This window comes from Pseudomonas sp. BIGb0558 (assembly GCF_024807515.1).
GTDB lineage: Bacteria > Pseudomonadota > Gammaproteobacteria > Pseudomonadales > Pseudomonadaceae > Aquipseudomonas > Aquipseudomonas yamanorum_A.
This window is the reverse complement of sequence record NZ_JANUEW010000026.1, coordinates 21,898-48,037: the sequence shown is the minus strand read 5'-3', so window position 1 is coordinate 48,037 and position 26,140 is coordinate 21,898. Positions and strand designations below refer to the sequence as shown.

General features: G+C 62.2%; 26 protein-coding genes and 1 pseudogene. 16 read left to right on the top strand and 11 right to left on the bottom strand.

What is annotated here, in order from left to right:
• Positions 1–41 precede the first annotated feature (41 nt).
• From M2400_RS24470 to M2400_RS33650, 3 genes and pseudogenes are all read left to right on the top strand, one after another.
• A complete protein-coding gene (locus tag M2400_RS24470) occupies positions 42–425 on the top strand; it encodes a DUF6124 family protein (protein ID WP_256348455.1) in 384 nt (127 codons plus the stop codon).
• A 147-nt stretch (positions 426–572) separates the two neighbouring features.
• Positions 573–1,355: pseudogene (locus M2400_RS33655) on the top strand (MCP four helix bundle domain-containing protein); the annotation flags it as partial.
• Entirely contained in the window at positions 1,350–2,213 is an 864-nt protein-coding gene (locus M2400_RS33650; protein WP_371317291.1) for a methyl-accepting chemotaxis protein, read from the top strand. The pseudogene M2400_RS33655 and the gene M2400_RS33650, both read left to right, overlap by 6 nt.
• On the opposite strand, the gene M2400_RS24460 is transcribed toward M2400_RS33650, so the two are convergent.
• Together M2400_RS24460 and M2400_RS24455 are read right to left on the bottom strand one after the other, a co-directional pair.
• Complete coding sequence (locus M2400_RS24460; protein WP_259198672.1) at positions 2,182–3,033, bottom strand: hypothetical protein; 852 nt, start codon at positions 3,031–3,033, stop codon at positions 2,182–2,184. The two genes, M2400_RS33650 and M2400_RS24460, sit on opposite strands and share 32 nt — an antisense overlap.
• Before the next feature lie 227 nt (positions 3,034–3,260).
• Positions 3,261–3,503 (bottom strand): hypothetical protein, encoded by a 243-nt coding sequence (locus M2400_RS24455; RefSeq protein ID WP_259198668.1) that lies wholly within the window; start codon positions 3,501–3,503, stop codon positions 3,261–3,263.
• 234 nt (positions 3,504–3,737) lie between these two features.
• Here M2400_RS24455 and M2400_RS24450 point away from each other — a divergent pair, with 234 nt between their 5' ends.
• Complete coding sequence (locus M2400_RS24450; protein ID WP_029616148.1) at positions 3,738–4,640, top strand: LysR family transcriptional regulator; 903 nt, start codon at positions 3,738–3,740, stop codon at positions 4,638–4,640.
• Here M2400_RS24450 and M2400_RS24445 read toward each other — a convergent pair.
• On the bottom strand, positions 4,632–5,390 hold the full coding sequence (locus M2400_RS24445) for a substrate-binding domain-containing protein (RefSeq protein ID WP_177079531.1): 759 nt from the start codon (positions 5,388–5,390) through the stop codon (positions 4,632–4,634). The genes M2400_RS24450 and M2400_RS24445 overlap by 9 nt on opposite strands.
• A gap of 11 nt (positions 5,391–5,401) precedes the next feature.
• Positions 5,402–6,694 (bottom strand): MFS transporter, encoded by a 1,293-nt coding sequence (locus M2400_RS24440; protein ID WP_177079530.1) that lies wholly within the window; start codon positions 6,692–6,694, stop codon positions 5,402–5,404.
• Between the two features lie 198 nt (positions 6,695–6,892).
• On the opposite strand from M2400_RS24440, the gene M2400_RS24435 reads away from it, so the two are divergent.
• Positions 6,893–7,039 (top strand): hypothetical protein, encoded by a 147-nt coding sequence (locus tag M2400_RS24435; RefSeq protein WP_177045002.1) that lies wholly within the window; start codon positions 6,893–6,895, stop codon positions 7,037–7,039.
• Between the two features lie 170 nt (positions 7,040–7,209).
• Here M2400_RS24435 and M2400_RS24430 read toward each other — a convergent pair whose 3' ends face one another.
• Positions 7,210–7,599: a VOC family protein gene (locus M2400_RS24430; protein ID WP_259198665.1), complete on the bottom strand. Its 390-nt coding sequence runs from the start codon at positions 7,597–7,599 to the stop codon at positions 7,210–7,212.
• Between the two features lie 134 nt (positions 7,600–7,733).
• Here M2400_RS24430 and M2400_RS24425 point away from each other — a divergent pair, with 134 nt between their 5' ends.
• The 9 genes from M2400_RS24425 to M2400_RS24385 all read left to right on the top strand — a co-directional run bounded on the left by M2400_RS24425 (position 7,734) and on the right by M2400_RS24385 (position 16,832).
• Positions 7,734–8,456, top strand: a complete 723-nt coding sequence (locus tag M2400_RS24425) for a GntR family transcriptional regulator (RefSeq protein ID WP_003211913.1) — start codon at positions 7,734–7,736, stop codon at positions 8,454–8,456.
• Positions 8,453–9,241: an SDR family oxidoreductase gene (locus tag M2400_RS24420; RefSeq protein ID WP_010176559.1), complete on the top strand. Its 789-nt coding sequence runs from the start codon at positions 8,453–8,455 to the stop codon at positions 9,239–9,241. Before M2400_RS24425 ends, M2400_RS24420 begins: the two co-directional genes overlap by 4 nt.
• Positions 9,242–9,324: 83 nt before the next feature.
• On the top strand, positions 9,325–10,257 hold the full coding sequence (locus M2400_RS24415; protein WP_259198660.1) for a 3-keto-5-aminohexanoate cleavage protein: 933 nt from the start codon (positions 9,325–9,327) through the stop codon (positions 10,255–10,257).
• A gap of 69 nt (positions 10,258–10,326) precedes the next feature.
• On the top strand, positions 10,327–11,205 hold the full coding sequence (locus M2400_RS24410; protein WP_259198659.1) for an SMP-30/gluconolactonase/LRE family protein: 879 nt from the start codon (positions 10,327–10,329) through the stop codon (positions 11,203–11,205).
• 75 nt (positions 11,206–11,280) lie between these two features.
• Complete coding sequence (locus M2400_RS24405) at positions 11,281–12,603, top strand: MFS transporter (protein ID WP_177044996.1); 1,323 nt, start codon at positions 11,281–11,283, stop codon at positions 12,601–12,603.
• 59 nt (positions 12,604–12,662) lie between these two features.
• Positions 12,663–13,988, top strand: a complete 1,326-nt coding sequence (locus M2400_RS24400) for an MFS transporter (protein WP_177121678.1) — start codon at positions 12,663–12,665, stop codon at positions 13,986–13,988.
• A 261-nt stretch (positions 13,989–14,249) separates the two neighbouring features.
• Positions 14,250–15,185, top strand: coding sequence for a LysR substrate-binding domain-containing protein (locus tag M2400_RS24395; RefSeq protein WP_177121677.1), 936 nt, complete (start codon positions 14,250–14,252; stop codon positions 15,183–15,185).
• Between the two features lie 26 nt (positions 15,186–15,211).
• Entirely contained in the window at positions 15,212–16,399 is a 1,188-nt protein-coding gene (locus M2400_RS24390; RefSeq protein ID WP_259198658.1) for a low temperature requirement protein A, read from the top strand.
• Between the two features lie 70 nt (positions 16,400–16,469).
• On the top strand, positions 16,470–16,832 hold the full coding sequence (locus tag M2400_RS24385) for a 5-carboxymethyl-2-hydroxymuconate Delta-isomerase (protein WP_177044988.1): 363 nt from the start codon (positions 16,470–16,472) through the stop codon (positions 16,830–16,832).
• A gap of 112 nt (positions 16,833–16,944) precedes the next feature.
• Here the strand turns inward: M2400_RS24385 and M2400_RS24380 are convergent, their stop codons facing one another.
• The 4 genes from M2400_RS24380 to M2400_RS24365 all read right to left on the bottom strand — a co-directional run bounded on the left by M2400_RS24380 (position 16,945) and on the right by M2400_RS24365 (position 22,519).
• Positions 16,945–17,880, bottom strand: a complete 936-nt coding sequence (locus M2400_RS24380) for a LysR family transcriptional regulator (RefSeq protein ID WP_177121676.1) — start codon at positions 17,878–17,880, stop codon at positions 16,945–16,947.
• A gap of 137 nt (positions 17,881–18,017) precedes the next feature.
• A complete protein-coding gene (locus M2400_RS24375) occupies positions 18,018–19,205 on the bottom strand; it encodes a cyanate transporter (RefSeq protein ID WP_177079525.1) in 1,188 nt (395 codons plus the stop codon).
• A gap of 249 nt (positions 19,206–19,454) precedes the next feature.
• Entirely contained in the window at positions 19,455–20,897 is a 1,443-nt protein-coding gene (locus M2400_RS24370) for an aldehyde dehydrogenase family protein (RefSeq protein WP_259198653.1), read from the bottom strand.
• Positions 20,894–22,519, bottom strand: coding sequence for a 5-guanidino-2-oxopentanoate decarboxylase (locus M2400_RS24365; RefSeq protein ID WP_259198651.1), 1,626 nt, complete (start codon positions 22,517–22,519; stop codon positions 20,894–20,896). The genes M2400_RS24370 and M2400_RS24365 overlap by 4 nt, the downstream gene beginning before the upstream one ends.
• A gap of 111 nt (positions 22,520–22,630) precedes the next feature.
• On the opposite strand from M2400_RS24365, the gene M2400_RS24360 reads away from it, so the two are divergent.
• The gene (locus M2400_RS24360) at positions 22,631–23,506 is read left to right on the top strand and encodes a LysR substrate-binding domain-containing protein (RefSeq protein WP_259198649.1); all 876 of its coding nucleotides are present in this window, start codon (positions 22,631–22,633) and stop codon (positions 23,504–23,506) included.
• 100 nt (positions 23,507–23,606) lie between these two features.
• On the opposite strand, the gene M2400_RS24355 is transcribed toward M2400_RS24360, so the two are convergent.
• Positions 23,607–24,221, bottom strand: coding sequence for an NAD(P)-dependent oxidoreductase (locus M2400_RS24355; protein ID WP_177044976.1), 615 nt, complete (start codon positions 24,219–24,221; stop codon positions 23,607–23,609).
• A 34-nt stretch (positions 24,222–24,255) separates the two neighbouring features.
• Positions 24,256–25,128 (bottom strand): MBL fold metallo-hydrolase, encoded by an 873-nt coding sequence (locus M2400_RS24350; protein ID WP_259198647.1) that lies wholly within the window; start codon positions 25,126–25,128, stop codon positions 24,256–24,258.
• Positions 25,129–25,232: 104 nt separating this feature from the next.
• On the opposite strand from M2400_RS24350, the gene M2400_RS24345 reads away from it, so the two are divergent.
• A complete protein-coding gene (locus tag M2400_RS24345; protein WP_177044972.1) occupies positions 25,233–26,138 on the top strand; it encodes a LysR family transcriptional regulator in 906 nt (301 codons plus the stop codon).
• The last annotated feature ends 2 nt before the right edge of the window (positions 26,139–26,140 follow it).

Below are 26,140 nucleotides of genomic sequence, written 5' to 3'. Positions count from 1 at the left end.
GCAGGGGAATGGCAGCTCCAATTACATACAGGAGCTACACCATGAAAAAGATCACCCCCAATCCCCCTGATTCCTTTGGCGCCCGTGCGCGCAACAAACTCACCGACGGCAAAATGTCCGACGCGGCACAACGGGCACTCGACCATTACTTGCGCGAACCTGCGCCTGAACCCGCGCAAACCGACGAACGCCCACCTCGCAGGATTTTCAGCGTAGGTACGGATGTAGGCACCGAAGAAGCACTGGCCAACGCCACCGAAATCCTGTCCTCAGCCTTGGAAACGGCTTACCGCTGCGCCGATGGCCAAGACAGCATTCACTACCGCCTGACCATGGGCCTGGCCCAGTTGATCGAGAATGCTCAGGCGTTGGTGGACTCGGTACTTGACCGTCAATTTGCGGCTGATAACCCCGCCAATCTGTGACCGCCTCCGACGCCCCGCAAAGCCCGCTGTAGCTAAAAGCCAGCGGGCTTTTTCGTCATTGATTTATATCCGCTAACTTCCCACGAATCTCCCTCAAGTCCTGCCCCGCCTGGCCGAAACTCTGTCATACGATGTCGTATACCAATAATGAGAAGAATCGCCATGTCGCTCCGCAATCTGTCCATCGCCCGCCGCGCGGGTCTCGGTTTTGCCTTGATTGCCTTGCTCGTGGCGCTGCTGGGGTTCTTTGCGCTCTCGAACATGGCGAGCATCCGCGAAAGCGCCGTGCAGGTTGAAAGCGGCCTGGTGCCGAAAATGCGCCTGGTGTCGGATATTCGCGAAATCATGCTGCGCATCCGCACCATTTCCTTGCGCATGGCCCTTGATCCCAATCCGGCCGGCATCTCGCAGTACCGCAGCCAGATGGACACCCGCAGCCAGGACCTGACGAAAAAACTCGCCGACCTGAATGCCGTTATCGACACGCCCGAGGTGCGCAATCTCTACGATCAGTTCCAGGTTTCCCTGCGTCAGTATCAGCAAGGTCTTGCCCAGTCATTCGTCCTTGCCGACAAGCAGCAGACCGCCGAGTTGAACAAGTTGCTGCTGGTGGACATGAAGACCGTGGTCGACGGTTCTGGCAATCAGCTCAATGCCCTGGCTGACTACTACAACGCCCAGATAAACCTGCAAGGCCAGACGGCCGAATCACAGTACAGCTGCTCGCGCACGATGGTGTTTGGCTTCGTGCTGCTGGCGGCGTTGAGCACCGTGGCCCTGGCCTGGTTGCTGACGCGCAGCATCGTCGGTCCGCTGAGCCATGCGGTGCGGGCCGCAGAAAACGTCGCTCAAGGCGACCTGACCCAAAATGTTGAAGTCACCGGTGACGACGAAGTGACCCGCCTGCTTGTGGCATTGCAGACCATGCAAGGCAGCCTGCGCAGTACCCTGCAACTGATTCGCCAGTCGGCCGGCCAGATGGCGGCATCGGCCACCGACCTCAACGGCATCACCGACCAGAGCAGCCGCAGCCTGCAGAAGCAGACCGCTGAAATCGAGCAAGCCGCCACCGCAGTCAACGAGATGACTTCGGCCGCCGATGAGGTGGCACGCAATGCTGTCTCCACCTCCGAGTCCACCCGGCTCTCCAATGAAACGGCCCGCGACGGCCAGCAGCGCGTCGGCGAAACGGTCAGCGCGATTCAGGCGCTGAGTACCAACATTGGTGAAACCTCGAGCCTGGTGCAGAACCTCGCCGATCAGTCGCGGGATATCGGCAAGGTGCTGGACGTGATTCGCTCCATCGCCGAGCAGACCAACCTGCTGGCCCTGAACGCCGCGATCGAGGCGGCGCGGGCCGGTGAGTCCGGGCGTGGTTTTGCGGTGGTGGCCGACGAAGTGCGTGCGCTGGCCCACCGCACACAGCAATCGACCCTGGAGATCGACCAGATGGTCAGCGCCATGCGCACGGGTTCCAGCGAGGCATTGACCTCAATGCAATCGAGCACCCAGCGCGCCAGCGAAACCTTGATCCTGGCCGAAGGGGCCGGTGGCGCATTGAGCCAGATCACCGACTCCATCGACCAGATTCACCAGCGCAACCTGGTCATCGCCAGCGCCGCCGAGGAGCAGGCCCAGGTGGCCAAGGAAGTGGACCGCAACATCGTCAACATTCGTGACCTGTCTGCGCAATCATCCTCCGGAGCGGGGCAGATCAACGGATCGAGCCATGAGCTGGCGCGTTTGGCCGTGTCGCTCAATGAGGCGGTGGCGCGGTTTCAGCTGTAACGGGGTCTACCTGTGCCAGGGACGGCACCAATTCCAACACACGGTTACGGCCACCTTCGGCCACCAGGTACGTTCCCTTCGTCGTACGCACAATCGACTGCGGGGCCTTCAGGAAAGACAGAATCGTCTGCTGTCGCCCTTGCTTGTCGATCAACAACAAGCGGGCGCGGTGTGTTGAATCCTCGTTGATCCATAACCCGCGTTCATCGCACATCAGGAAGGTGGGTTTGTTCAGTTGGCTCAGCACCACCGGATCGCTGCCGTCTTCAGTCAACTCGCGGACCACGCCCTTTTTCTTTTCCGTGTAGAGCATGCGCCCATCCGTGCAGCGAACGATCGACTCGCCTTCGCTGAGCTGGTCACGCACGACGCTCAATGTCTTGTCGCTCCAGTGATAGCGCAGGATCCGGGCCCCGAACTTGCGGTCTTCGATGGCGTAGAGGTACTCGCCGTCGTCCCACAGCCCTTGCACGCTTTCTCCCTTGAACAGCTCGGTGACGACGCCATCCTTGAGGAAGCTGACCGGCGCACCGTCCACTTCCTGGCTGAACACCCAACCGCCCTGAGTGGCGACCATCCCATCCGGCTTGGACAGATTTCCTACAACCAGTTCGCGTTTTCCGTCGGGCAAGATGCGCACGATACTGCCAAGCCCGTCGCTTAATTCCTGGCTGACCATCAGTGAACCGTCGGGCATCGGCATCAGCGATGCAGCCTTTTCCACATCGCGGTGGATCACTTGAACACTCCAGTCATCGGCAGCGCTGACCGGGTAGAAGCTTTGCCAGGCGAAGAAGCCCAAAGCTGCAAAGCAGAGCAAGCCCAGTAGCCACAACCCCGGTCGAAGCACGCGATAGAGAGAGGCTGGGCTTGAAGTCCTTTTTATTGTTTTATCCATTGATTGCGCTGCCCGTAGGTATTGGTGAATGGAGAAGAGTGGAGCCGAAGTTAATCGCTGTCTTCGCGCTGCAAGCAGGCAGCATGCCTTGCGTCCTCGTAAACGGATTTGGGGCTCATATCGTTTTGGGTGAAAAAGCTACAGTCTGGCTAACGACTACCTATGCCTCGTTGTTGGCGTTTGGCGGTCATGTATTCGCGGACTTGACTGATAGGGATCGCCATAGCTGGATCTGCCTTAAGAGCTATAGCTGCAGGAATCACTTGATCCCGAACCCATTCTTTCACAATGCCATCACTGTCGAGCGGAGCTCGCGACCCGCCGTGATTATCTTTACTGCCGTCCGGCTCGTTGTTCGAGCAAGCTTGCGTCTGATCCTGGGTGATTTCCATCGGTGTCTGTGTCTTTCCCATTTGAGGCCTGTGAGGAGGTACTTGAGAGTTTTCAGTATTGACGCTTTTCAGAACCTCCGTTTCTCTCCCACGCAAATTTGCGGCTGATATGTATGAGCGCATATTTTCTGTAGGGCCATTGGCTGATCTCGAGCGTATGGGCCGTGCCAATAGCATCCCGCCAGCCCTCATACGATAATGCCCGCCACATCTGATCAACCAATGGCTGCCCTCGTGATCATCAACTTCGACCTCAACGACCTCCAAGCCTTCCGCGCCGTGGTAGACAAGGGCAGTTTCCGTGCGGCGGCCGAAGCCATCCGTATCTCACAACCCGCGCTCAGCCGGCGCATTGAAAAGCTCGAGTCCGCCCTGGACGTCAAACTTTTCGAACGCACCACCCGCCGGGTCAGCCTGACCATGGTCGGCCGTGCTTTCCTGCCGCAAGTCGAGCGCATGCTCGACGACCTGGACATCGCCCTGATGGGCATCAGTAACGTGGCGTCAACCCGCATGGGCAATGTCACCATCGCCTGTGTGCCGTCCACCGCGTACTACTTCATGCCCCACGTGATCTCCGAATTCCACAAGCTCTATCCGAAGATTCGCCTGCGGGTGTTGGACGCGAGTGCCGGCGAGGTGTGTGCGGCGGTGGAAAGTGGCGAGGCGGATTTCGGCGTGAGTTTCAGCGGCAGCCTGGCAGACGGGGTGGAGTTCGAGCTGTTGTTGCAGGAGCGCTATGTGCTGGCCTGTCGCCGGGAGCATCCATTGGCGGATCGGGCCAGTGTGACCTGGGCCGAGGCCTACGAACACGACTACATCACCGTGGACAAGACCTCGGGCAATCGCTTTTTGCTGGACCAGGCTCTGCGCGGGGTGCGGGTGAAGAAGCAAAGTATCTGTGAAACCCACCACGTGACTACGATGATCGGGCTGGTGGAGGCGGGGCTTGGGGTGGCGATGGTGCCGTCGATTGCGATGCCGGCCGGCGAGCACCCGATTCTGATGAGTGTGCCGTTGGTGGAGCCGGAGGTGGTGCGCAACGTTGGGTTGATCAAGCGCCGCGGGCGTACGTTGACGCCGGCGGCACTGGAACTGGAGCGGTTGACGCGGGAGATGCCGTTTCGGTCAGTGTGACACCGAGTCCAGGCCGGTGGATTGCACCACCGGTTGCGCCTGGGGCGAGGCGAGGAATTGCAGGAGCTTTTTCGCCTGCTCGGGGTGTTCGGCATTCACCGGAATGCCTGCGGCAAAACGGGTGACGGACTGCACGTCTTCAGGGATCTTTCCGACGTAGGTCACGCCCGGGATCGGCAGCAGTTCGGAGACCTGCTGCAAGCCCACTTCGTAATCACCCTTGGCCACCTGAGAGGCCACCGGGATGCGTTCGATCATGGTGCCCTTGGACGGCATGCCGAGTTTCTTGAACAGTTCCTTTTCGACGTAGACGCCGCTGGCACTGTCGGAATACGCCACGGATTTGGCCTTGGTCAGTACCGCCTTCAGTTCGGCATCGGTGGCAATCGAGGGCTTGGCCGCGCCTTCCTTGACCACCAGGCCGATGCGTGAATCCGCCAGCTCAACGCGGGACGCCTTGTCGACCTTGCCTTGCTTGATCAACTCATCCAGGGCGTAGCCGACCATGATCACCACGTCGGCGTGTTCGCCACGGGCCAGGCGGTTGGGAATCGCTTCCGGCGCCTTGCCCATCGACGGGCCGAGAATGGTGTCGAGGGTGTCGCCGCTCTGGGTGGTGTATTGCGGGCCCAGCAATTTATACGCCGCGGTGAAACCGCCGGAGGTCATGACCTTCAGCTGTTCCGCGTGTGCGGCCATTGCCAGTGAACCGAGCGCCAGCGCCGCCAGGGTTTTCAGCAGGATTTTCATCGGCATGATCCTCAGGCGAGTTGTGTGCGGGCTTTGGCGCTGCGATACAGCGCCAGGGTCGAGCACAAGGCGCACAGCGCGGCAAACATCAGCCAGTAGGCCGGGGATGCCTTGTCTTCAGTCACATGGATAAACCAGGTGGAAATCGCCGGGGTAAAACCGCCGAAGATCGCGGTCGCCAGGCTGTAGGCCAGGGAGAAACCGGCCACGCGCACTTCCACCGGCATGATTTCGGTCAGGGCCGGGATCATCGCGCCGTTGTACATGCCATAGAGGAAGGAGAACCACAGCAGGGTTTCCAGCATGTGCGCGAAGCTGGGTGCATTGACCACGTAGGAAAGTGCCGGGTAGGCAGTCAGCACAGTCAGGACGGTCATCGCGACCAGTACCGGCTTGCGGCCAAAACGGTCACTCAGGGTGCCGCCGATGGGCAGCCAGATGAAGTTCGACACGGCCACCAGCAAGGTCACCAGCAGGGCGTCGGAGGTGGTCAGGTTGAGCACGGTTTTGCCGAAGGTCGGCGCGTAGACGGTGATCAGGTAGAAGGCGGTGGTGGTCATCGCCACCATCATCATGCCGCCGATCACCACGGTCCAGTTCGTCACCAGGGTGGCCAACACTTCGCGCATGGTTGGGCGGTGCTTGCGGTTGGCGAACTCTTCGGTTTCCTGCAGGTTACGACGCAGCACGAAGATGAACGGGATGATCACGCAGCCGATGGCGAACGGAATGCGCCAGCCCCAATCGGCAACTACGGCCGGTTCCATCCACTGGTTCAGGCCATAACCCAGGGCGGCAGCGACCACGATGGAGATCTGCTGGCTGCCCGATTGCCAGCTGGTGTAGAAACCCTTGCGGCCCGGGGTGGCCATTTCGGCCAGGTATACCGACACGCCGCCCAGTTCCGCGCCGGCCGAGAAGCCTTGCAACAGACGGCCCATCAGCACCAGCAGCGGTGCCCACAAACCGATGGTGTGATAGCCCGGCACCAGCACGATCAGCAGCGTGCCGCTGGCCATGATCGCCAGGGTCACGATCAAGCCTTTGCGACGGCCCACATCATCGATGTACGCGCCGAGGATGATGGCCCCCAGCGGACGCATCAAAAAGCCTGCGCCGAACACGGCGAAGGTCATCATTAATGACGCAAATTCATTGGCAGCGGGGAAGAAGGCGGCAGCGATATAGGTGGCATAGAAGCCGAACAGAAAGAAGTCGAACTGTTCGAGAAAGTTGCCGGAGGTGACGCGAAAGACCGCGCCGACTTTGGAGCGGGCAGAGTCAGGCCGTGAAGGGTTTTGCATTTTTTTGTGTCTCCAGCGTTCTTTTTAAAGTGCTTGTTTCGCTTAAGACCGCGGATAGTGGCTGACACATTTAGAAATGATAAGTGAGTTGTTTACATGCATTGATGCGTCTTGGTTATCAATTGGCTGAGCTACACAAAACCGCTCCCTCATCTATGCTTGCCCAGTGTGTCCAAATCTTACGGATGGGAGGTGGGTATGAGTAACGAGCAGAAGCAGCGCGAGGAGTTGGAGCGGGAGCGGGCCAGAAAGCTTCGCGAGGAAGAAAAACCCCAGACCTGGAAGCATCCGGACGATGGCACGGAGCTGTCCGAGCGCGATCAGGAGCGCCCGCTCAGGCCTTGAGCCCTACATTTCACTGTGGCGAGGGAGCTTGCTGTGGGGATGGAGCTTGCTGTGGCGAGGGAGCTTGCTCCCGCTGGGCTGCGCAGCGGCCCCAAAAAAAGCGGGAGCGCTACGCACTCCAGCGGGAGCAAGCTCCCTCGCCACAGCAAGCTCCCTCGCCACATTACGATTCACTGAATCGGCGTACACAACTCCACCAGCGTGCCATCCGGGCATCGCACGTAAGAAACAACCTGCCCCCAAGGCTTGGTGCTCGGCGTCGAGAGCTCTGTCGCACCCTCCGCCAGCGCTCTGGCGTGGGCCTTTGGCACATCCTCAGTCACAAACCCCAGCTCCATCCCCAGCGGTTGCTGTGAAGCATGCGCCTCCACGTGCCCGCCCTCGAAATTCATCTCGACCAACTCATGCGCCGCGAAGGAGAGGATAGTAGCGCCCGTATCCAACTCGCCATACGTCCCCGATTCATGCAGGAAACGGCGACTGAAGCCGAAGGCTTTTTCGAAGAATTGCAGGGATGCGGACACGTCCGGGACGTAGACGATGGTGTAGGCAAATTTCATGGTTCAGCGGTCCTTGCTTGAGAGAGAGGCCATTTAAGTCAGCGTCGCACTCACGGTCAACGGGAAACTATTTGACATATTTGATTTGTGATCACATATTGGAGCCATAAGAACGACAACACAGGTTTTGACTCATGACAGATGGCCCGCTTCTCCTTCCCACCTTGCGCCAGGTGTCCCGCGATACCTTGCAAGACCAGGTCTATCGCCAGATCCGCGAAGCTTTGATGAGTGGTCGTTTCCAGCCCGGCCAGAAACTCACCATCCGCGGCCTCGCCGAAGCCCTCGGCTCCAGCCCCATGCCGGTGCGCGAAGCCCTCCAGCGTCTGAGCGCCGAAAACGCCTTTGAAGTCACCGAAACCTCTCGTTTGCGGGTCCGCATGATGACGGTCGAACGCCTGCGGGAGATTCGCGATGCGCGGGTCGCCCTGGAAGGTTTGCTCGCGGAAAAGGCCGTGCTGCTCCTGGAAAAGGCCGACCTCGACGAAATCTCCGACCTCTGCCAGCAGATGCAACAGGCCGCCGACGAAGTCGACGTTTCCCGCTACCTGTGGACCAACTTCGCCTTTCACCGTCGGATCTATGCCGTCGCCCAGGCCGAGTTGACCATGGCCGCCGTGGAAAACTTCTGGCTGCACATGGGCCCGTGTTTTGCCCTGGTCGCTCCCGATAAAGCTCACTTGCAGCGTTCGATGGAGGCGCATACGCGCATCGTCGAAGCCCTGGCCGCCCGCGATGGCGCCGGCGCCCGCGCTGCGGTGACCGATGACATCATGCAGGCCGCCGATTCCCTGGCGCGCCTGCTCGTCAAGAACGACCGTTCGCGGTCGTCTGTTTCAGGAGGTAAACGTGCATGAGTGTCCTACAACGGCTGCAGCCCTATCCTGGGTTACGTGTGTTGATTTCCGGCGGGGCTGCCGGTATCGGTGAAGTGTTGGCCGCGGCCTATCTGGAAGCCGGCGCCAAGGTGCATGTGTGTGATGTCAGCGAACCGGCCCTGGCGGCGTTTCGCGACAAGTACCCGGGCACTGTCGCCACCCGTGCCGACGTGAGTGATGCCGCGCAGATCGAGGCGGTGTTCCAGGTGCAGCGCGAGCAGTTCGGCGGGCTGGATGTATTGGTCAACAACGCCGGGATTGCCGGGCCCACCGGTGGCATCGATGCCATCAGCGACGCCGAGTGGCAAGCCACGATCAATATCAACCTCACGGCGCAATACCGCTTTGCCCACCACGCAGTGCCGATGCTCAAGGAATCGTCCCACGGCCATCTGCTGCATATCGCCTCGGTTGCCGGGCGTCTCGGCTACGCCTGGCGCACGCCGTATGCCGCGACCAAGTGGGCCATCGTCGGCCTGATGAAATCCCTGGCCTCGGAGCTGGGCGAAAGCGACATCCGCGTCAACGCCTTGCTGCCCGGCATCGTCGAAGGCCCGCGCATGGACGGCGTGATTCGCGCCCGTGCCGAACAGGTCGGCGTACCGGAAGCCGAGATGCGCCAGGAATACCTCAACAAGATCTCTCTCAAGCGCATGGTCACCGCCGAAGACGTCGCGGCCATGGCCTTGTTTCTCTGTTCGCCCGCCGCCCGCAATGTCACCGGCCAAGCGATCAGTGTCGACGGTAACGTCGAGTACCTGTAGGCCGCGCCAGCAGTCCGCCAAGGAAGAACACACACGCAGCACCCGGGATTTTTTTTCATAAGAATAAAAGTCGGAGAATCGTCATGTCCAAAAAACGTCCTGTCATCATCACCTGCGCCGTCACCGGTGCCATCCATACGCCGTCGATGTCGCCGCATTTGCCGATCACCGCGCAGGAAATTGCCGACGCCGCCATCGGTGCCGCCGAAGCCGGCGCCGCGATTGTTCACCTGCATGCCCGTGATCCCATCGATGGCCGTCCCAGCCAGGACCCCGCGCTGTTCGCCGAATTCCTGCCGCAGATCAAGGCCGCCAGCGACGTGGTGATCAACATCACCACCGGTGGCGCACCGACCATGGGCGTCGAAGAGCGCCTGCAACCGGTAATGCAGTTCAAGCCGGAACTGGCCTCGCTGAACATGGGCTCGATGAACTTCGGCCTGTACGAAATGCTCAACCGCTTTACCGAGTTCAAGCACGACTGGGAGCGTCCGTACCTGGAAGAAAGCGACGACCGGATCTTTCGCAACACCTTCCGCGACATTACCCACATCCTCAATTCCTGCGCCGAGAACCGCACACGTTTCGAAATCGAGTGCTACGACATCGGCCACCTGTACACCGCCGCCCATTTTCTGGAACGCGGCCTGCTCAAGCCGCCGCTGTTTATCCAGTCGGTATTCGGTTTGCGCGGCGGCATCGGCGGCCACCCGGAAGACCTGGCGCACATGCGTCGCACCGCCGACCGACTGTTTGGCGACGACTACGTGTGGTCGATCCTCGGCGCCGGCCGTGGGCAGATTCCGCTGGCCACCATGGGCCTGTCCATGGGCAGCAACGCCCGGGTCGGCCTGGAGGATTCGCTGTGGGATGGCCCGGGCAAACTGGCCGCGTCCAACGCCGACCAGGTACGGCGCATTCGCACGGTGATCGAAGCCCTCGGCCACCGGGTTGCCACGCCGGATGAAGCGCGGGAAATCCTCGGGCTGAAGGGGCGCGACCAGGTCAACTTCTAAGTGATAAACCGGCCGCGTCACGGCGCGGCCATGCCCATCCCGCACAACAACAAAAAAGGGGATAACACCATGCGTATCGAAGTGCTTGTGGACGTCAAGACCACCCTGGGCGAAGGCCCGGTGTGGGACGTCCTGCAACAACGGTTGTACTGGATCGACAGCGCCGACGGCCGGATCCTGCGCTGCACCGATGACGGTCGCGAGCTGCGCGCCTGGGACGTGGGACAGAAAATCGGCTCCATGGCCCTGCGTCACAGTGGCGAGCATGCCATCGTCGCCCTGCAAAACGGCGTGCACACCCTCGACCTCAGCAGCGGCGAACTGGCCCTGGTGATCGACCCGGAACCCGCGCTGCCCAACAACCGCCTCAACGACGGCAAGGTCGACCGCCAGGGCCGCTTTGTGTTCGGCTCCATGGACACTCTCGAAGACAGCGCCAGCGCCAAGCTCTACCGGCTGGACGCGGACCTGAGCCTGCACACCCTGGACGAAGGCATCATCGTGTCCAACGGCCCGTGCTGGAGTCCGGCGGGCGACACCTTCTACTTCTGCGACACCTGGTCGGGCGAGATCTGGGCCTATGACTACGACCTGGCGACGGGCGCGGTGAGCAATCGACGCACCTTCGCCAAGGTCGACACCCGTGGCGGTGGCGCCGCCGACGGCTGCACCGTGGATGCCGAAGGCTGCCTGTGGCAGGCGCTGGTCTACGCCGGGCAACTGGTGCGCTACACACCCGATGGCCAGGTCGACCGGATCATCCAGATGCCGGTGAAAAAGGTCACCAGCCTGACCTTTGGCGGGCCGAACCTGGACACCCTGTTCGTGACTTCCATGGCCAAGCCGCCGTTGCCGCGTTTCCCGGCCGACGGTCAGCAGCGCGGGGCGCTTTTTGCGATCACCGGGCTAGGCGTGCAAGGAATAGCCGAGCGACGGTTCGCCAGCTAGCGCGTTTTTTTCAACAAGGCACTTTCCTTCCGCAACCTTGTGTCAGTGCGCGCCCTCGCGCGCCTGGAGAAACCCATGGCAATCTTGAAAAAAGCCTCGCTGCGCAGCATTCACCGGCACTCCTGGGTGTCGCTGCTGGTGTGCTGGATGATCTGGATCCTCAACGCCTACGACCGTGAGATCGTACTGCGCCTGGGGCCGACCATTTCCAAGCACTTCGATTTGTCGGCCGATCAGTGGGGCACCATGGCCACGGTGATCATGCTCGCCCTGGCCCTGCTGGATATTCCCGGATCGATGTGGAGCGACCGCTACGGCGGTGGCTGGAAGCGCGCGCGGTTCCAGGTGCCGCTGGTGCTGGGCTACACCGCGATTTCGTTTCTGTCCGGGTTCAAGGCCCTGAGCGGCAACCTCGCAACCTTTATTGCGCTGCGGGTGGGCGTCAACCTTGGTGCAGGCTGGGGCGAGCCGGTGGGCGTGAGCAACACCGCCGAATGGTGGCCGGTGGAGCGTCGCGGTTTTGCCCTGGGCGCGCACCACACGGGTTACCCGATTGGCGCCATGCTCAGTGGCATCGTCGCCAGTTTTGTCATCAGCACCTTTGGGGAAGACAACTGGCGCTACGTGTTTTTCTTCGCGTTTGTGGTGGCGTTGCCGTTGATGATTTTCTGGGCGCGATACTCCACCGCCGAACGCATCACCGCGCTGTACGTCGACATCGCCGCCAAGGGCATGACCCCGCCGGACAACGCGCCGGCCAGCCAGGTAAAAGGCCACGCCTGGCGCACGTTTATCGCCACCTTGCGCAACCGCAATATCGCCCTGACAGCGGGTAATACGATGCTGACCCAGGTGGTGTACATGGGCGTCAACATCGTGCTGCCGGCCTACCTGTACAACATTGCCGGGCTGTCCCTGGCGGAGTCGGCGGGGATGAGCGTGGTGTTCACCCTCACCGGAATTCTCGGGCAACTGGTGTGGCCATCGCTGTCGGACATCATTGGCCGGCGTGTCACCCTGATCATCTGCGGGGTGTGGATGGCCGCCAGTGTCGGCGCGTTTTACTTCGCCAACACCCTGACCCTGATCATCGTCGTGCAGCTGCTGTTCGGCCTGGTGGCCAACGCGGTGTGGCCGATCTACTACGCGGTGGCCTGCGACTCGGCCGAGCCGTCGGCGACCTCCACTGCCAACGGCATCATCACCACCGCGATGTTTATCGGCGGCGGCCTGGCGCCGGTGCTGATGGGTAGCCTGATTGCCATGGGCGGCGGCTGGACCACCTTGCACGGCTACACGGTGTGCTTCTTCGTGATGGCCGGCTGTGCCCTGGGCGGGGCGCTGCTGCAACTGTTTTCCCATCGCCCGCCGGCGCTGGTTGCGCAACTCGAACCCTAGAACAACACCGATGCGTCCCCCAGCCAGGGTGCTGGCGGGGCGCCAAGAGGACTTGCCCGATGAAGACTGCCACTACCGCCCGTGAGCCACGGGAGTTGAACAAACTGATGTTCGTCAAGCTGATGCCCTTGCTGATCATCGCCTACGTGCTGAGCTTCCTGGACCGCACCAACATTGCCCTGGCCAAGCATCACCTGGACGTTGACCTGGGCATTTCCGCTGCGGCCTACGGCCTGGGTGCCGGATTGTTTTTCCTGACCTATGCACTGTCGGAAATCCCCAGCAACCTGATCATGCACAAGGTCGGCGCGCGCTTCTGGATCGCCCGGATCATGGTGACCTGGGGCCTGATTTCGGCGGCCATGGCGTTCGTTCAGGGCGAGACCTCGTTCTATGTCCTGCGCCTGCTGCTGGGCATTGCCGAAGCCGGCCTGTTTCCCGGGGTGATGCTGTACCTCACCTACTGGTTCAACCGCGAGCAGCGGGCGCGGGCCACCGGGTATTTCCTGCTGGGCGTGTGTTTTGCCAACATCATCGGCGGCCCGGTGGGCGCGGCGTTGATGCGCATGGACGGGATGCTCGGCTGGCACGGCTGGCAGTGGATGTTCCTGCTCGAAGGCCTGCCGGCGGTGGCGTTTGCCTGGGTGGTGTGGCGCAAGCTGCCGGACCGTCCGAGCAAGGCGCCGTGGCTCTCGGCCGAAGAGGCGCGCGGGATTGAACAGCGCATCGCGATGGAGACCGAAGAGGGCGCAGGCGAGGGCGGGCATTCGCTGAAAAACTGGCTGACCCCGCAGATCCTGCTGGCGATCTTTGTGTATTTTTGCCATCAGATCACCATCTACACCGTGATCTTTTTCCTGCCGAGCATCATCAGCAAATACGGTGAACTGAGCACCATGAGCGTCGGCCTGCTGACCTCATTGCCGTGGATTGCCGCAGCGGCGGGTGCGGTGTTGCTGCCGCGGTTTGCGACCACACCCACCCGTGCCCGGCGGCTGTTGATTACCGGCCTGCTGACCATGGCGGCGGGGCTGGGCATTGCCTCGGTGTCGGGGCCGGTGTTCAGCCTGCTGGGCTTTTGTGTGTCGGCGGTGATGTTCTTTGTGGTGCAGTCGATCATCTTTCTGTACCCGGCTTCGCGCCTCAAAGGCGTGGCGCTGGCGGGCGGGCTGGGCTTCGTCAATGCCTGCGGATTGCTCGGCGGGTTTGTCGGGCCGTCGGTGATGGGCGCAATCGAGATGAGCACCGGCAATGCCATGAACGGCTTGAAAGTGATTGCCGTGGTGCTGGTGGTGGCCGCCTTGGCCGCACTGCGTTTGCGCCAGGGCCAGGAGGCCGATCACACCAGCAATGAGGTGGGAAACCCCGAAGCCAGCACCAGGTAAGCGACGACTGCCGCCAGGCATAAACCGACGAAAACCCGCAACAATGTCCTGGCGGTGGGGTGAGCGATAAATTTGATGGCCCAGAGCAAAATCCCGGCAACCAGGACGCTCAAGGCAGAAATGACCAGCACGATGGTGTTCTCGCAAGCCTCGGAAGCTGTTTTATAGTCTCAAAGGCCCGCGTTGAACAGTGTGCGCATAGACGCAGGGCCCCGGGTGTTCCTAAACTGCCTCCTATCCAGGGCAGTGGGGCGAGCGCCGATGAATCGCAATGAATTACGCAAGGCCGACATCAACCTGATGGTGGTCTTTGAAACCTTGATGCTCGAACGCAATGTGACTCGGGTGGCCGAGAAGCTGTTTCTCGGCCAGCCCACCATCAGTTCCGCCCTCAATCGCCTGCGCACGCTGTTCAATGACCCGCTGTTCATTCGCGTCGGCCATCGCATGGAGCCGACGGCGCGGGCCGAGGAGATCATCAAGCACCTGTCGCCGGCCCTCGATTCCTTGTCGTCGGCCCTGAGCCTGACCCACGATTTCGACCCGTCCATCAGCACCATGACCTTTCGCATCGGCCTGTCCGACGACGTCGAGTTCGGCCTGCTGCCGCCGCTGCTGCGTGCTTTGCGCCAGGAAGCGCCGCAGGTGGTGTTCGTGGTGCAGCATGTGGATTACTGGCGCATCCCGGACCTGCTGGCCTCCGGCGATATCACCGTCGGCATCACCCAGACCCGCGGCCTGCCGGCCAATGCCAAGCGCAAGTTATTGCGGCATATCCGCCCGTGCCTGCTGCGGGCGGACGCCTCGGACAACCCCCTGACCCTCGACGAATATTGCGCACGGCCCCATGTGCTGGTGTCCCACACTGCCAACGTGTCCGGGTTTGCCGATGAGTGGCTGGCGGAGATCGGTCGCAAGCGCCATGTGGTGCTGTCGGTGCCGCAATACAGCGCGCTGCCGGCGTTGCTCGCCGGCACCGACATGATCGCCAGCCTGCCGGACTACACTGCCCAGGCCATGGCCGCCGGCGGGAATCTGTTCTGTGAGCCGTTCCCGTTCGAAACCCCGACCCTGGACTTGTCGATGGTCTGGCTCAGCCACGTCGACACCGACCCGGCGGAACGCTGGATGCGCTCGCGGCTGGAGGCGTTCATGAGTGAGCGGGACATGCTGGCGGTGGTTGCACCAAAATCTTGAGATAACACCTTCAGGGAGATCCACCCATGACCCCATCCCGTTCCTTGCTGCGTGGTCGCGGCAGTCATGACAGCGGCAAGGTTGGCATGGTCGAGCTGTTTTTCGACCTGGTGTTCGTGTTCGCCGTGACCCAGTTGTCCCATTCGCTGCTTGCGCACTTGTCCATCGGCGGTGCGGTGCAGGTGGCGCTGATGATGGTGGCGGTGTGGTGGGTGTGGATCTTCACCTCGTGGGTCACCAACTGGCTCGACCCGGAAAAAATCCCGATCCGCATCGGCCTGTTCGGCTTGATGGTGGCGGGCTTGCTGCTGTCGTCTTCGATTCCCAAGGCATTTACCGACCGTGGCCTGTTGTTCGCCGGCGCCTACGTATTCATGCAGGCCGGGCGCACTTTGTTTGCGTTGTGGGCGGTGCGTGGCGAGTCGCTGAACATGACCCGCAATTTCCAGCGGATCCTGGCGTGGATGCTGTTTTCCGGGGTGTTCTGGATCACCGGCGCGCTGCTTGAGGGCGAGCAGCGTTTGGCCTTCTGGGCCCTGGCGCTGTTGATCGAGCTGATTTCGCCGTCGGTGTATTTCTGGGTGCCGGGGCTTGGGGGCTCGACGCTTTCGGACTGGAATGTGGAAGGCAACCACATGGCCGAGCGCTGCGGCCTGTTTGTGATCATTGCCCTCGGTGAGTCGTTGCTGGTGACCGGCGCCACCTTCGCCGAATTGCCCTGGAGCGGGGAAGGCCTGGCGGCGTTCCTGGTGGCGGTGGTGGGCAGCATTGCCCTGTGGTGGATCTATTTCGACAGCGGCGCCGAGCGCGCCCACCACCGCATCGCCAGCTCCGCCGACCCGGGACGCCAGGCGCGGATCGCCTACACCTACCTGCATGTGTTGATCGTGGCCGGGATCATCGTCAGCGCGGTGGCCGACGAACTGGTGCTGGTGCACCCGGGGCACGCGAGCCAGGCGGGCGTGGTGGCGATCATCGCCGGCCCTTGCTTGTTCCTGCTGGGCAGTGCGTTGTTCAAGTGGGTGATGAGCGACCGGCCATTGCCACCGCTCTCGCACCTGGGCGGGTTGTTGCTGTTGCTGGTGTTGTTGCCGCTGGGCTTGCAGCAGATGTTTTCGGCGCTGGTGCTGGGCGCGCTGACGTCGGCCGTGTTGGTGGTGGTGGCGATTTGGGAAAATCGCGCGTTGCGCAGCGTGACCGAAGTTTCACATTGAAAGCGGTCTGATTCTGCGCGGCACCGTGCTATATGTATGACTCTTTTCCTACAACAACTCGGAGCCTTTCATGCCGCACCTGCATCTGGAATACACCGCCAACCTCACAGAGCTGGCCGTTGAGAAAACCCTGTTGCGGCTCAACAACGTGCTGATGGCGTCCGGGCAGTTCGGTTCCGAGTTCGATATCAAAAGTCGGGCGCAGAAGGTCGAGACGTTCCAGGTCGGCACTTCCTTGAGCCCGCGGGCGTTTATCGCGGTGAAACTGTCATTGCTCAGCGGGCGATCGCCGCAGGTCAAGAAGCAGTTGTCGGAGAGCCTGTTGGCGGCGCTGCAGGATTTGGGCGACTGGCCTGCGGACTTGCAGGTGCAGCTCAGTGTGTTGCTGGTGGACATGGATCGCGAGTCCTACAGCAAAGTCACCATCGGCTAAACACTGTAGGAGCGAGCTTGCTCGCGAAGAACTGACAGGCGACGCGGGAATCCTGAATGTCCGCGTTATCGTTAACGTTCTTCGCGAGCAAGCTCGCTCCTACAAAAAAAGGTCATAGCAACCCCTGATCCGCACACACCTTCACCACCTGCTCCCTGAACCACGTGTTGGCGCTGTCCTGCTCGCTGTGTTCGTTCCATTGCATATCCAGGGTAAACCCCGGCAACCCGTTCGGCGCATCGCAATGGCCGAACAGGGTTTGGTCCGCCAGCAGCTTCTGCACCCGACGGGGCAGGGTGACGATAAAGTCGGTGCCGGTGATCATCTTCAGCGCCGCGCTGTAGCTGTTGGCCCGGGCGATCACCTGGCGCTTGCGGGACTGGCGCGCCAGCCAGCCGTCGATCATGTTGGTGTCCGAACTCCAGGGCGTGGGGAACACATGGCGCCGCTCGACGAAGGATTGCAGGCTGAACGCCGGCTCCCGGGGGGCCGAGTGTTTGTCGAAGACGCACACCAGGTCATCTTCCAGCAGCATCTGGGTCTTGAAATCCTTGTGCGCCCGATGAAAGTGCGGGCCGAAGCAGATCACCAGGTCCAGGCGACCGTCGCGCAAGGCGTCGGCCGGAATGTCGGTTTCCAGCTTGTGCACATTGACGATCACCGGCAGGTCGGCGTGGTCGAAGGTTTTCAGCAGGCGCGGCAGGATCAACTGTTCGAAATATTCAGGGGCGCAGATGTTGAAGGCCACGGCCTTCTGGGTGGGGTCGAAAGCCTGGCTGCCGGCGTGGCACAGGTTGATGCTCTCGAGAATTTTCTGCACATGGCCGTACATGCTTGTGGCTTTGTACGTAGGACGCATGCCCGCCCGGGTGTTGATAAACAGCTCATCTTCGAAGCTGGTGCGCAGCTTCTTCAGGCTGTAGCTCACGGTGGACTGGCTGACGAACAGGGTTTCTGAGACCTCGGTGACGCTGCTTTGATCGTAAACAGCGACAAACACCATCAGGTCCTGCATATCGAGCTTTCTAAGCAAGTTGCTGTTTAGCATCCATTCCGTCCGCAAATCGTTTGTACCGAGCTCGGTACAAGACAATACAAAATGTTAACGGAACGTTCGTGCCAATAGAAAGCTCTGTCGGACCTTTCTCTGTTTGAGGTGGGACAAATAATGTTTACAACACGACCTCAGCGAATATGCCGCGCGTAATGCCGTGGGTCGAAGCGCAGTACTATCAGCAGCATCACCACCACGACTGCCGTCAGTGACCACCAGGCCCATTCGAAGCTGCCCAGTTGGTCGCGGATCATCCCGGCGATCAGCGGCGACAAACCGGCGATCAGGTAGCCGATGCCCTGCACAAAGGCCGTCAGGCCGCCGGCGCGGCGGGGGTTGTCCAGGTGGTCGAGGGACAGGATCAGGCTCATCGGAAACAACCCGCCAATCCCCAGGCCCAGCAGGCATGGCCACAGCAGGCTCAGGTGTTGCGGGCTCAGGATCAGGCCGCAGAAGCCGGCGATGATCAGCACCAGCAGCACCGCGACCACGCCGCGCTTGTCCTGGCGACGGTTGGCGATGGCCGGGGTGACCAGGCCGGAGACCACTTCCATGGCGGTCAAAAAGCCCAGCAACAGGCCGGCATTCTGTTCGCTCCAGCCCAGTTCCACGTAGTACGGCGCGAGCCAGGCCAGCACACAGGTGTAGGACGCCGTGCCGAGGCCGAAAAACAGCGCCAGCAACCACGCCCGGCGATTGCCGAAGAACGACTCCTGCGGGCCGGTACCGGCTTGGGGCAGAGGCGGCAACACCGAGCGTTGGGCGTACCAGAACACCAGCGCCAATACGGCCAGCACCGCCCAGATTGCCAGGCCGATGCGCCAACTGCCGGTGTGCACCTGGACAAACGGCGAGAACGAAGCGGCGAGGGCCGCGCCGCCCATGATCGCGGTGACGTACAGGCCCATGAACAGGGAAACGTTGTCGCTGAAGCGCGACTTGATCAACGCGGGCATCAACGCCTGGATCATCGCGATCCCGATGCCGGCGGCGATGGCGCTGAGGATCAGCTCAGCCGCCGAGTCGAGAAACAAGCGTGACACGGTGGCCAGGCCGATCACCACCAGCGACAGCACAATGCTGCGATGCTCGCCGAAGCGCTTGGCCGCACCCATGCCGAAAAACATCGCCAGGCCCATGGCCATGACCGGCAACATGGTCAGCAGGGAGGCGGTGCTGAAACTCAACGGCACATCAGCGCGAATTGACGACAACAACGGACCGACGGCGGCCATCGACGGGCGCAGGTTGAGGGCGACCAGCACCACGCTGATCATCAGCCAAACGGCGGTGGCGGGTTTTGCGCGGACGTTTTCCATGGGCGGGCCTTAAGCTGACAAGGGCAGCATTAGGCCGGGCGTGGGGGAGGGCGGCAAATGAGAAAGTCGTTGGGGCTATTGAAAAAATGCGGGCGGGGTTGTTGTGGCGAGGGAGCTTGCTGTGGAGAGGGAGCTTGCTGTGGCGAGGGAGCTTGCTCCCGCTGGGCTGCGTAGCGGCCCCAAGAATTTTGGGAGCGCTTCGCACTCCAGCGGGAGCAAGCTCCCTCGCCACAGTGCTTTCGGGTGGTTTCAGACCGCCCGAATCACATGCTTGATCTCCTGAAACGCCTGCAACCCCCACGGCCCCAGTTCCCGGCCAATGCTGCTCTGCTTGTAACCCCCCCACGCCGTCTGCGGGAAGATCACCTGCGGCGCGTTGATCCACACCAGGCCCACCTGCAACGCATTGGCCACCCGTTCAGCCGCTTCCAGGTCGCTGCTCAGCACACTGGCCACCAGGCCGAACTCGCTGTCATTGGCCAGCGCCACCGCCTCGGCTTCACTGGCAAAACTGCGCACACACAGCACCGGGCCGAAGATTTCTTCGTTCCACAACGCGCTGTCCAGCGGCACTTCGGTAAACACCGTCGGGCGAATGAAGTAACCGTGAGGCAAGTCCGTCGGGCGTGCGCCGCCACACAGCAATTTCGCACCGGCTTGCACGCCTCGCTCGATATGCCCCAGCACCCGCTGGTACTGCGCACGGTTGACCAGCGCGCCCATTTCCACGTCATCGGCGAACGGGTCCGCCACGCGAATACTCTCGGCCCTGGCCTGCAAACGGGTCAGGAACTCGTCCGCCAATTCGTCGGCCACCAACACCCGGCTGGTGGCGGAACACATCTGCCCGGCGTTGAAGAAACCACCGCCACAGGCCAGCTCCACGGCCAGGTCGAGGTCGGCGTCCGCCAGCACCAACAAGGAAGATTTGCCGCCCAACTCCAGGCTCACGCCCTTGACCGTTTCGGCGGCGCGCTGCATCACCTGCACACCCACGGCATTGCTGCCGGTGAAGGAGATTTTTGCTACTCGCGGGTCCGCCGCCAGTGGCGCGCCAACTGCCAGGCCCGTGCCGCAGACCACGTTGAACACGCCGGCAGGCAGCCCCACCGAGGCGATGATCCTGGCCAGTTCCAGCTCTGCCAGCGGCGTCACTTCCGACGGTTTGAGCACCACGCAGCAGCCGGCAGCCAGCGCCGGGGCGAGCTTCCAGGCGGTGGTCACCATCGGGAAATTCCACGGCACGATCAGGCCCACCACGCCGCACGGTTCACGGCGTACACGGGCGCTGAAATCCGCAGTGGGCAGTGCCACCGAACGATCCTGGGTGGCGTCCATGTCGTCGGCCAAACCGGCGTAATAGGTGAAGGTGGCGATCACGTCATCCACATCAATCCCGGCCTCGAACAGCGGCTTGCCGTTGTTGCTCGATTGCAGGTGCATCAGGTGTTCGCGTTGGGCGCTGACGCCCTCGGCGATTTTGCGCAGCAGTGCGGCGCGATCACGGCCGGTGCTTCTGGACCAGTCCGGGAAGGCCGCGCTGGCAGCACCGACGGCCTCGGTCACTGCGCCGGTATCACCCACATTCACCTGGGCCAACGTGGCCTCGGTCGCCGGGTTGATCACGTCCAGCACCTCATGGCCCGCACGCCACACGCCATTGATGTACAGCCCGTTCACTACCGTGCTCATACCGCCACCTCTTTCATCCAAAGCCCCTGGTCGATTTCAATCAGCGTCGGCCCCTGGCGATCAGTGGCGGCACGCAATGCGCTGCGCAATTCTTCAATCCCCTGGATGCGCTGGGCAGCCGCGCCAAGGGCCTTGGCCACGCCGATAAAGTCCGGGGTGTAGATGTCGACGCCCACCGGCTCGATGGCGCGGTTGACCATGTATTTCTTGATCTCTTCATAGCCCTGGTTATTCCACAGCAGCACGATTACCGGTGTGCGCGCTTCCACGGCGCTGGCCAGTTCCGGCAGGGTGAATTGCAGGCCGCCGTCGCCGATCAGGCACACCACCGGCGCACCGTTGCCACGCCCCAGCCATGCGCCGATGGCCGCCGGCAAGGCGTAGCCGAGGGTGCCGTAGCCGGTGGAGGAGTTGAACCAGCGGCGCGGCTGGTCGAGGTTCAGGGTCAGGTTGCCGGTGTACACCGGTTGGGTGGAGTCGCCCACCAGTACGGCGTCGGGCAGCTCTGCCAATACGGTGTTGAGGAACAGGGTTTGCGCACGAGTGGCGGCGTCCCAGGTCGGTTCCAGTTCGCTCCACAGGCGGGCGACGCGGTGTGCGCCCCAGCCGCTGTCGCGGGCGGCCAAGGGCGTGTTGCCCAGTTCGGCGAGCAATGCCTGGGTGGCGATTTGTGCGTCAGCCACCAGCGCGACTTGCGGTAGGTAATTGCGTACGGTCTGGTCGGAATCGATGTCGATGCGCAGCAGGGCACCGGGAATTTCGAAGCCGCCGGCGAAGGTCACGTCGTAGTCGGTCTCTGCCAACTCGGTGCCGATCGCCAGCACTACGTCGGCCTCGGCCACCAGGGCGCGGGTGGCGACCAGGGTTTGGGTCGAGCCGATCAGCAGCGGATGGTGGGAGGCCAGCATGCCCTTGGCGTTGATGGTCAGGGCGACCGGGGCACCGAGGGTTTCGGCCAATTGCGTCAGCTCGGGCGCGGCGTCGATGGCACCGCCACCGGCGAGAATCAGCGGGCGTTTGGCGGCCGCCAGCAACCGGCTCATCTGCTTGACCGCCGACGGCGCAGCACCGGCGCGGGACACGCTGACCGGCTCGCTGCCGAGCAACGCGTCGGCGTTTTCCACCAGCACATCCAGCGGGATCTCGATGTGTACCGGGCGCGGTCGCCCGGCCTGGAACAGCGCAAACGCCCGGGCCAATACACCGGGCAATTCGGCCGCCGACATCAAGGTGTGGGAGAACGCCGCCACGCCCGCGATCATCGCGCCCTGGTTCGGCAACTCGTGGAGCTTGCCGCGCCCGCCGCCCAGCTGGCTGCGGGACTGCACGCTGGAAATCACCAGCATCGGGATCGAGTCGGCGTAGGCCTGGCCCATGGCGGTGGTGATATTGGTCATGCCGGGGCCGGTGATGATGAAACACACACCGGGTTTGCCGCTGGTGCGCGCATAGCCGTCGGCCATGAAGCCGGCGCCCTGTTCGTGGCGCGGGGTGACATGGCGGATGCTGGAGCGCGCCAGGCCCCGATAGAGTTCCACGGTGTGCACGCCGGGGATACCGAACACCTGGTCCACGCCGTAGCCTTCCAGCAGGTTGACCAATACTTCGCCGCAGGTCGCCATTGTCGTCGCTCTTATTGTTGATAAAGGCCGGTATTGGAACGGCTGGCCCGTAGCGGCAACAATCGATAAAAAGTCATACTAGCCATGTCCTCACGTCATGGCTGCGCCCTTATGAAACGCCTACCGCCGTTGCCCGCCTTGCACACCTTTTGGGTCACGGCCCAGTGCTGCAACTTCACCCGTGCCGCCGAGCAATTGCACATCACCCAGGGCGCGGTGAGCCGGCAGATTGCCGGGCTGGAAAGTCACCTGGGTTATGCGCTGTTCCAGCGCCAGGCCCGGGGTTTGAGCCTGACAGAAGAGGGCCGCGAATGGTCGCTGCGGGTGCAGCAGGTATTTGGTTTGATCGGTGAGGCGGTGGAGCAGATCGGCACCCGCCGCGAAACCTTGCAGCTCAAGGCCTCCACCTGCGTGATGCGCTGGCTGTTGCCACGGCTGATGCAGTGGCAGCAGGAACGCCCGGACGTGCCGGTGGAACTCACGACTACCGTGGCCTACACCGTCGATTTTCGCCGTGAGCAGTTCGATGCAGCGGTGATCTATGCACCGATTGCCGAGCAGTCGTGCGAGGCGCGGCACCTGTTTGATGAGCGCCTGACGCCGGTGTGCGCACCGGCGTTGCTCGGTGGTTTGCACACGCCAGCGGATTTGCAGCAACAGGTGCTGTTGCACCCCACGCGGGATGAACGGGATTGGGCGTTGTGGTTGAAGGCGGCGGATACGCGTTTGAGCAATCTGGCTCAGGGGCATCATTTTGAAACGCTGGACCTGGCGATGACGGTGGCGTCCCAGGGGTCCGGCGTGGCGATTGGCGACAGCGCGCTGATTGGCGAAGATCTCAAGGCGGGGCGGCTGGCGACGCCGTTTGAACTGCGGGTGCCGACGGGGATGGGTTATTACCTGGTGTACCCGCCGGCGACGGAGCCCTCGGCGGGGTTGGAGCAGCTTATGAATTGGTTGGTGAGCCAGGCACAGAAACCTGCGTAGCAGCTGTCGAGCCTTGGCGAGGCTGCGTTTGCGGTGTATCAGATGTACCGCAAACGCAGCCTCGCTGGGGCTCGACAGCTGCTACGCAAAGTACGGGTGATCAGTATCCGACCGTAAACCGCTGGCGCGAATGCTTCGGTGTTTCCACTTCATCAATCAGCGCAATTGCAAAGTCGGCAAAGCTGATCCAGCTGCGGCCTTCCTCGCTCACCAGCAACTCATCCTGGCCCAGGCGGAATTTGCCGGTGCGGGCGGTTTCGGTGAATTCCGCCGAGGGCGAAAGGAAGGTCCAGTCCAGGTCTTTTTCCTGGCGCAGGGTGTCGAGGAACACGCTGCCGGCGCTGGCTTCGGTTTTGTATTCCTCGGGGAAGCCGGGGCTGTCGATCACCCGGCTACCGCCCGACAACAGCAGCGAACCGGCACCACCCACGACCAGCAGGCGTTTCACACCGGCCTTTTTCACCGGATTGATCACCGCGTCTGCCGGCAGCGTGGCGAAGTGCGCCGCACTGATCACCACGTCGTTGCCGCGAATGGCCTGTTCCAGCGCCTCGGCATCCAGCGCATCCACTTGCTTGGCGGTGACGCCGGGGCGTACGCCGATCTTGTCGGTATTGCGGGCGATGGCGGTCACGGTATGCCCGCGACGCAAGGCTTCTTCCAGCAGTTGGCTACCGGCACGACCGGTGGCACCAATGATTGCGATCTTGCTCATGACGTTCTCCAGTACGGTTAAGGGTTGAATCAACTCACCACTGCATTTCGCCCTTGGCGACTTTGGCGCCCAGTTCCAGGGTGCTTGCGTCGCCCAGGTTCGGGTAACGTTTTTTCATTGCGCTGATCAGCGCGGCAGAGTCCTTGGCCTTGGCGGTTTCTTCGTCAAACGCCTTGATGTAGTCGGCGGTGAACGCCACGGATGTGAGCGACGGCGTGCCCAGGTAGTGGCCCGGAATCACGGTGCGCGGTTTCAGATCCTGAATACGTTGTAGCGTTGCCAGCCAATCGGTGTGGGATTTGGCGGTCTGGGTATCGGCCATCCACACATGAATGTTCTCGGAGACGACCACACCACCCACCACCGCCTTGATCGACGGGATCCACACAAAGGTGCGGTCCGGTTGCGCGCCGTCGAGACCGATCACTTCCAACTGCTTGCCTTCGAGGGTCAGGCTGTGGCCCTCAAGCACTTGGGGGATGACGGCTTTGGCAGGTTTGTCGGCCCCCAGTTTCGGGCCCCAGAACGCCAGTTTGTGCTCAACGGTGGCCTTGATATGGTCCACCACCGGCTGCGGTGCCACGACCTTGGCCTGGGGGAAGGCGGCGGTCAGGGTGTCGAGGCCGAAGTAGTAGTCCGGGTCGCCGTGGCTGATGTAGATGGTGGTCAGGCGCTTGCCGCTGGCGCGGATTTTCTGCACCAGTTGTTCGGCCTGGGTGTTGCCGAACTGGGCGTCCACCAGGATCGCGTCCTTGTCGCCGCTGACCAGTACCGAAGTGACCGGCATCATCGCGGTTTCGCCCGGGTTGTAGGCGTCCAGGGTCAAGTCGGCAGCCGCGGCGTGGGCGGTAAAGGCCAGGGTAGCGGCGGCCAGGGCCACGCGCTTGAGCGGGGAGAATCCAAACATGTGCAGCTCCAGTCATCGCTAAGGTGTGGACAGAGCTTAGTTGCACCAAACGCTACAAAAAATGCGATGCTGGGACATAGTTTGTTTCTGAAAGCGGGCAAATCATGGATCGTCTTCAAGCAATGCGGGTGTTCGTGGCTGTGGTGGACCTGGGCAGCCAGTCAGCGGCGGCCGACCACCTGGACCTGTCGCGGCCGGTGGTGTCGCGCTATCTGGCGGAGTTGGAGGACTGGGTCGGTGCGCGGCTGATGCACCGCACCACCCGCAAGCTCAGCCTGACCGCCGCCGGCAGTGAAACCTTGCCCCGTTGCCGGCAGATGCTGGAATTGTGCAGCGACATGCAGGCCGCCGTCAGCGAGCCCGACGAAGCGCCCCGCGGCCTGCTGCGCCTGAGTGTCAGCACCTCGTTTGGCCAGGCCCAGTTGGCCGACGCCATCGCCGAATACGTCAAGCGCTACCCGTTGGTCAGTATCGACATGCAGATGCTCGACCGCACGGTGAACCTGGTGGATGAACGCATCGACCTGGCGATCCGCACCAGCTATGAACTGGACCCGAACCTGATCGCCCGCCGGCTCACGCTGTGCCGTTCGGTGATCTGTGCATCGCCCGCCTATCTGCACGAGCACCCGCAACCCCGGCGCGTGCAGGACCTGGCCCGGCACAATTGCCTGACCCATTCCTACTTCGGCAAAAGCCTGTGGCACTTCGTGGAAAACGGCGAACCAGTGTCGGTGCCGGTGCAGGGCAATATCAGCGCCAATGAGGCGAGTACCTTGTTGCGGGTGACGCTGGCGGGGGCGGGGGTGTCGCGGCTGCCGAGTTATCAGGCCGGCGACTACATCCGCAGTGGCGAGCTGATCCGCCTGCTGCCCGAGGCCGAGCCGCAGCAGATGAACATCTATGCGGTGTACGCCTCGCGCAAGCACATGCCGGCGGCACTGCGCAGCCTGCTGGATTTCCTGGTGCTGAGGTTTCCGGAAGAGCCTGAATGGGACGTCGGTCTCTAAGC

What these genes read in the sequence shown, in the direction of transcription:
- M2400_RS24355 (WP_177044976.1), bottom strand. Translation starts at nt 24,221, where the DNA reads ATGAGCAAGATCGCAATCATTGGTGCCACCGGTCGTGCCGGTAGCCAA.
- M2400_RS24400 (WP_177121678.1), top strand. Translation starts at nt 12,663, where the DNA reads ATGAAGACTGCCACTACCGCCCGTGAGCCACGGGAGTTGAACAAACTG.
- M2400_RS24390 (WP_259198658.1), top strand. Translation starts at nt 15,212, where the DNA reads ATGACCCCATCCCGTTCCTTGCTGCGTGGTCGCGGCAGTCATGACAGC.
- M2400_RS24445 (WP_177079531.1), bottom strand. Translation starts at nt 5,390, where the DNA reads ATGAAAATCCTGCTGAAAACCCTGGCGGCGCTGGCGCTCGGTTCACTG.
- M2400_RS24425 (WP_003211913.1), top strand. Translation starts at nt 7,734, where the DNA reads ATGACAGATGGCCCGCTTCTCCTTCCCACCTTGCGCCAGGTGTCCCGC.
- M2400_RS24395 (WP_177121677.1), top strand. Translation starts at nt 14,250, where the DNA reads ATGAATCGCAATGAATTACGCAAGGCCGACATCAACCTGATGGTGGTC.
- M2400_RS24470 (WP_256348455.1), top strand. Translation starts at nt 42, where the DNA reads ATGAAAAAGATCACCCCCAATCCCCCTGATTCCTTTGGCGCCCGTGCG.
- M2400_RS24405 (WP_177044996.1), top strand. Translation starts at nt 11,281, where the DNA reads ATGGCAATCTTGAAAAAAGCCTCGCTGCGCAGCATTCACCGGCACTCC.
- M2400_RS24420 (WP_010176559.1), top strand. Translation starts at nt 8,453, where the DNA reads ATGAGTGTCCTACAACGGCTGCAGCCCTATCCTGGGTTACGTGTGTTG.
- M2400_RS24380 (WP_177121676.1), bottom strand. Translation starts at nt 17,880, where the DNA reads ATGCTAAACAGCAACTTGCTTAGAAAGCTCGATATGCAGGACCTGATG.
- M2400_RS33650 (WP_371317291.1), top strand. Translation starts at nt 1,350, where the DNA reads ATGCAAGGCAGCCTGCGCAGTACCCTGCAACTGATTCGCCAGTCGGCC.
- M2400_RS24455 (WP_259198668.1), bottom strand. Translation starts at nt 3,503, where the DNA reads ATGGAAATCACCCAGGATCAGACGCAAGCTTGCTCGAACAACGAGCCG.
- M2400_RS24385 (WP_177044988.1), top strand. Translation starts at nt 16,470, where the DNA reads ATGCCGCACCTGCATCTGGAATACACCGCCAACCTCACAGAGCTGGCC.
- M2400_RS24410 (WP_259198659.1), top strand. Translation starts at nt 10,327, where the DNA reads ATGCGTATCGAAGTGCTTGTGGACGTCAAGACCACCCTGGGCGAAGGC.
- M2400_RS24365 (WP_259198651.1), bottom strand. Translation starts at nt 22,519, where the DNA reads ATGGCGACCTGCGGCGAAGTATTGGTCAACCTGCTGGAAGGCTACGGC.
- M2400_RS24430 (WP_259198665.1), bottom strand. Translation starts at nt 7,599, where the DNA reads ATGAAATTTGCCTACACCATCGTCTACGTCCCGGACGTGTCCGCATCC.
- M2400_RS24345 (WP_177044972.1), top strand. Translation starts at nt 25,233, where the DNA reads ATGGATCGTCTTCAAGCAATGCGGGTGTTCGTGGCTGTGGTGGACCTG.
- M2400_RS24435 (WP_177045002.1), top strand. Translation starts at nt 6,893, where the DNA reads ATGAGTAACGAGCAGAAGCAGCGCGAGGAGTTGGAGCGGGAGCGGGCC.
- M2400_RS24375 (WP_177079525.1), bottom strand. Translation starts at nt 19,205, where the DNA reads ATGGAAAACGTCCGCGCAAAACCCGCCACCGCCGTTTGGCTGATGATC.
- M2400_RS24370 (WP_259198653.1), bottom strand. Translation starts at nt 20,897, where the DNA reads ATGAGCACGGTAGTGAACGGGCTGTACATCAATGGCGTGTGGCGTGCG.
- M2400_RS24415 (WP_259198660.1), top strand. Translation starts at nt 9,325, where the DNA reads ATGTCCAAAAAACGTCCTGTCATCATCACCTGCGCCGTCACCGGTGCC.
- M2400_RS24350 (WP_259198647.1), bottom strand. Translation starts at nt 25,128, where the DNA reads ATGTTTGGATTCTCCCCGCTCAAGCGCGTGGCCCTGGCCGCCGCTACC.
- M2400_RS24440 (WP_177079530.1), bottom strand. Translation starts at nt 6,694, where the DNA reads ATGCAAAACCCTTCACGGCCTGACTCTGCCCGCTCCAAAGTCGGCGCG.
- M2400_RS24360 (WP_259198649.1), top strand. Translation starts at nt 22,631, where the DNA reads ATGAAACGCCTACCGCCGTTGCCCGCCTTGCACACCTTTTGGGTCACG.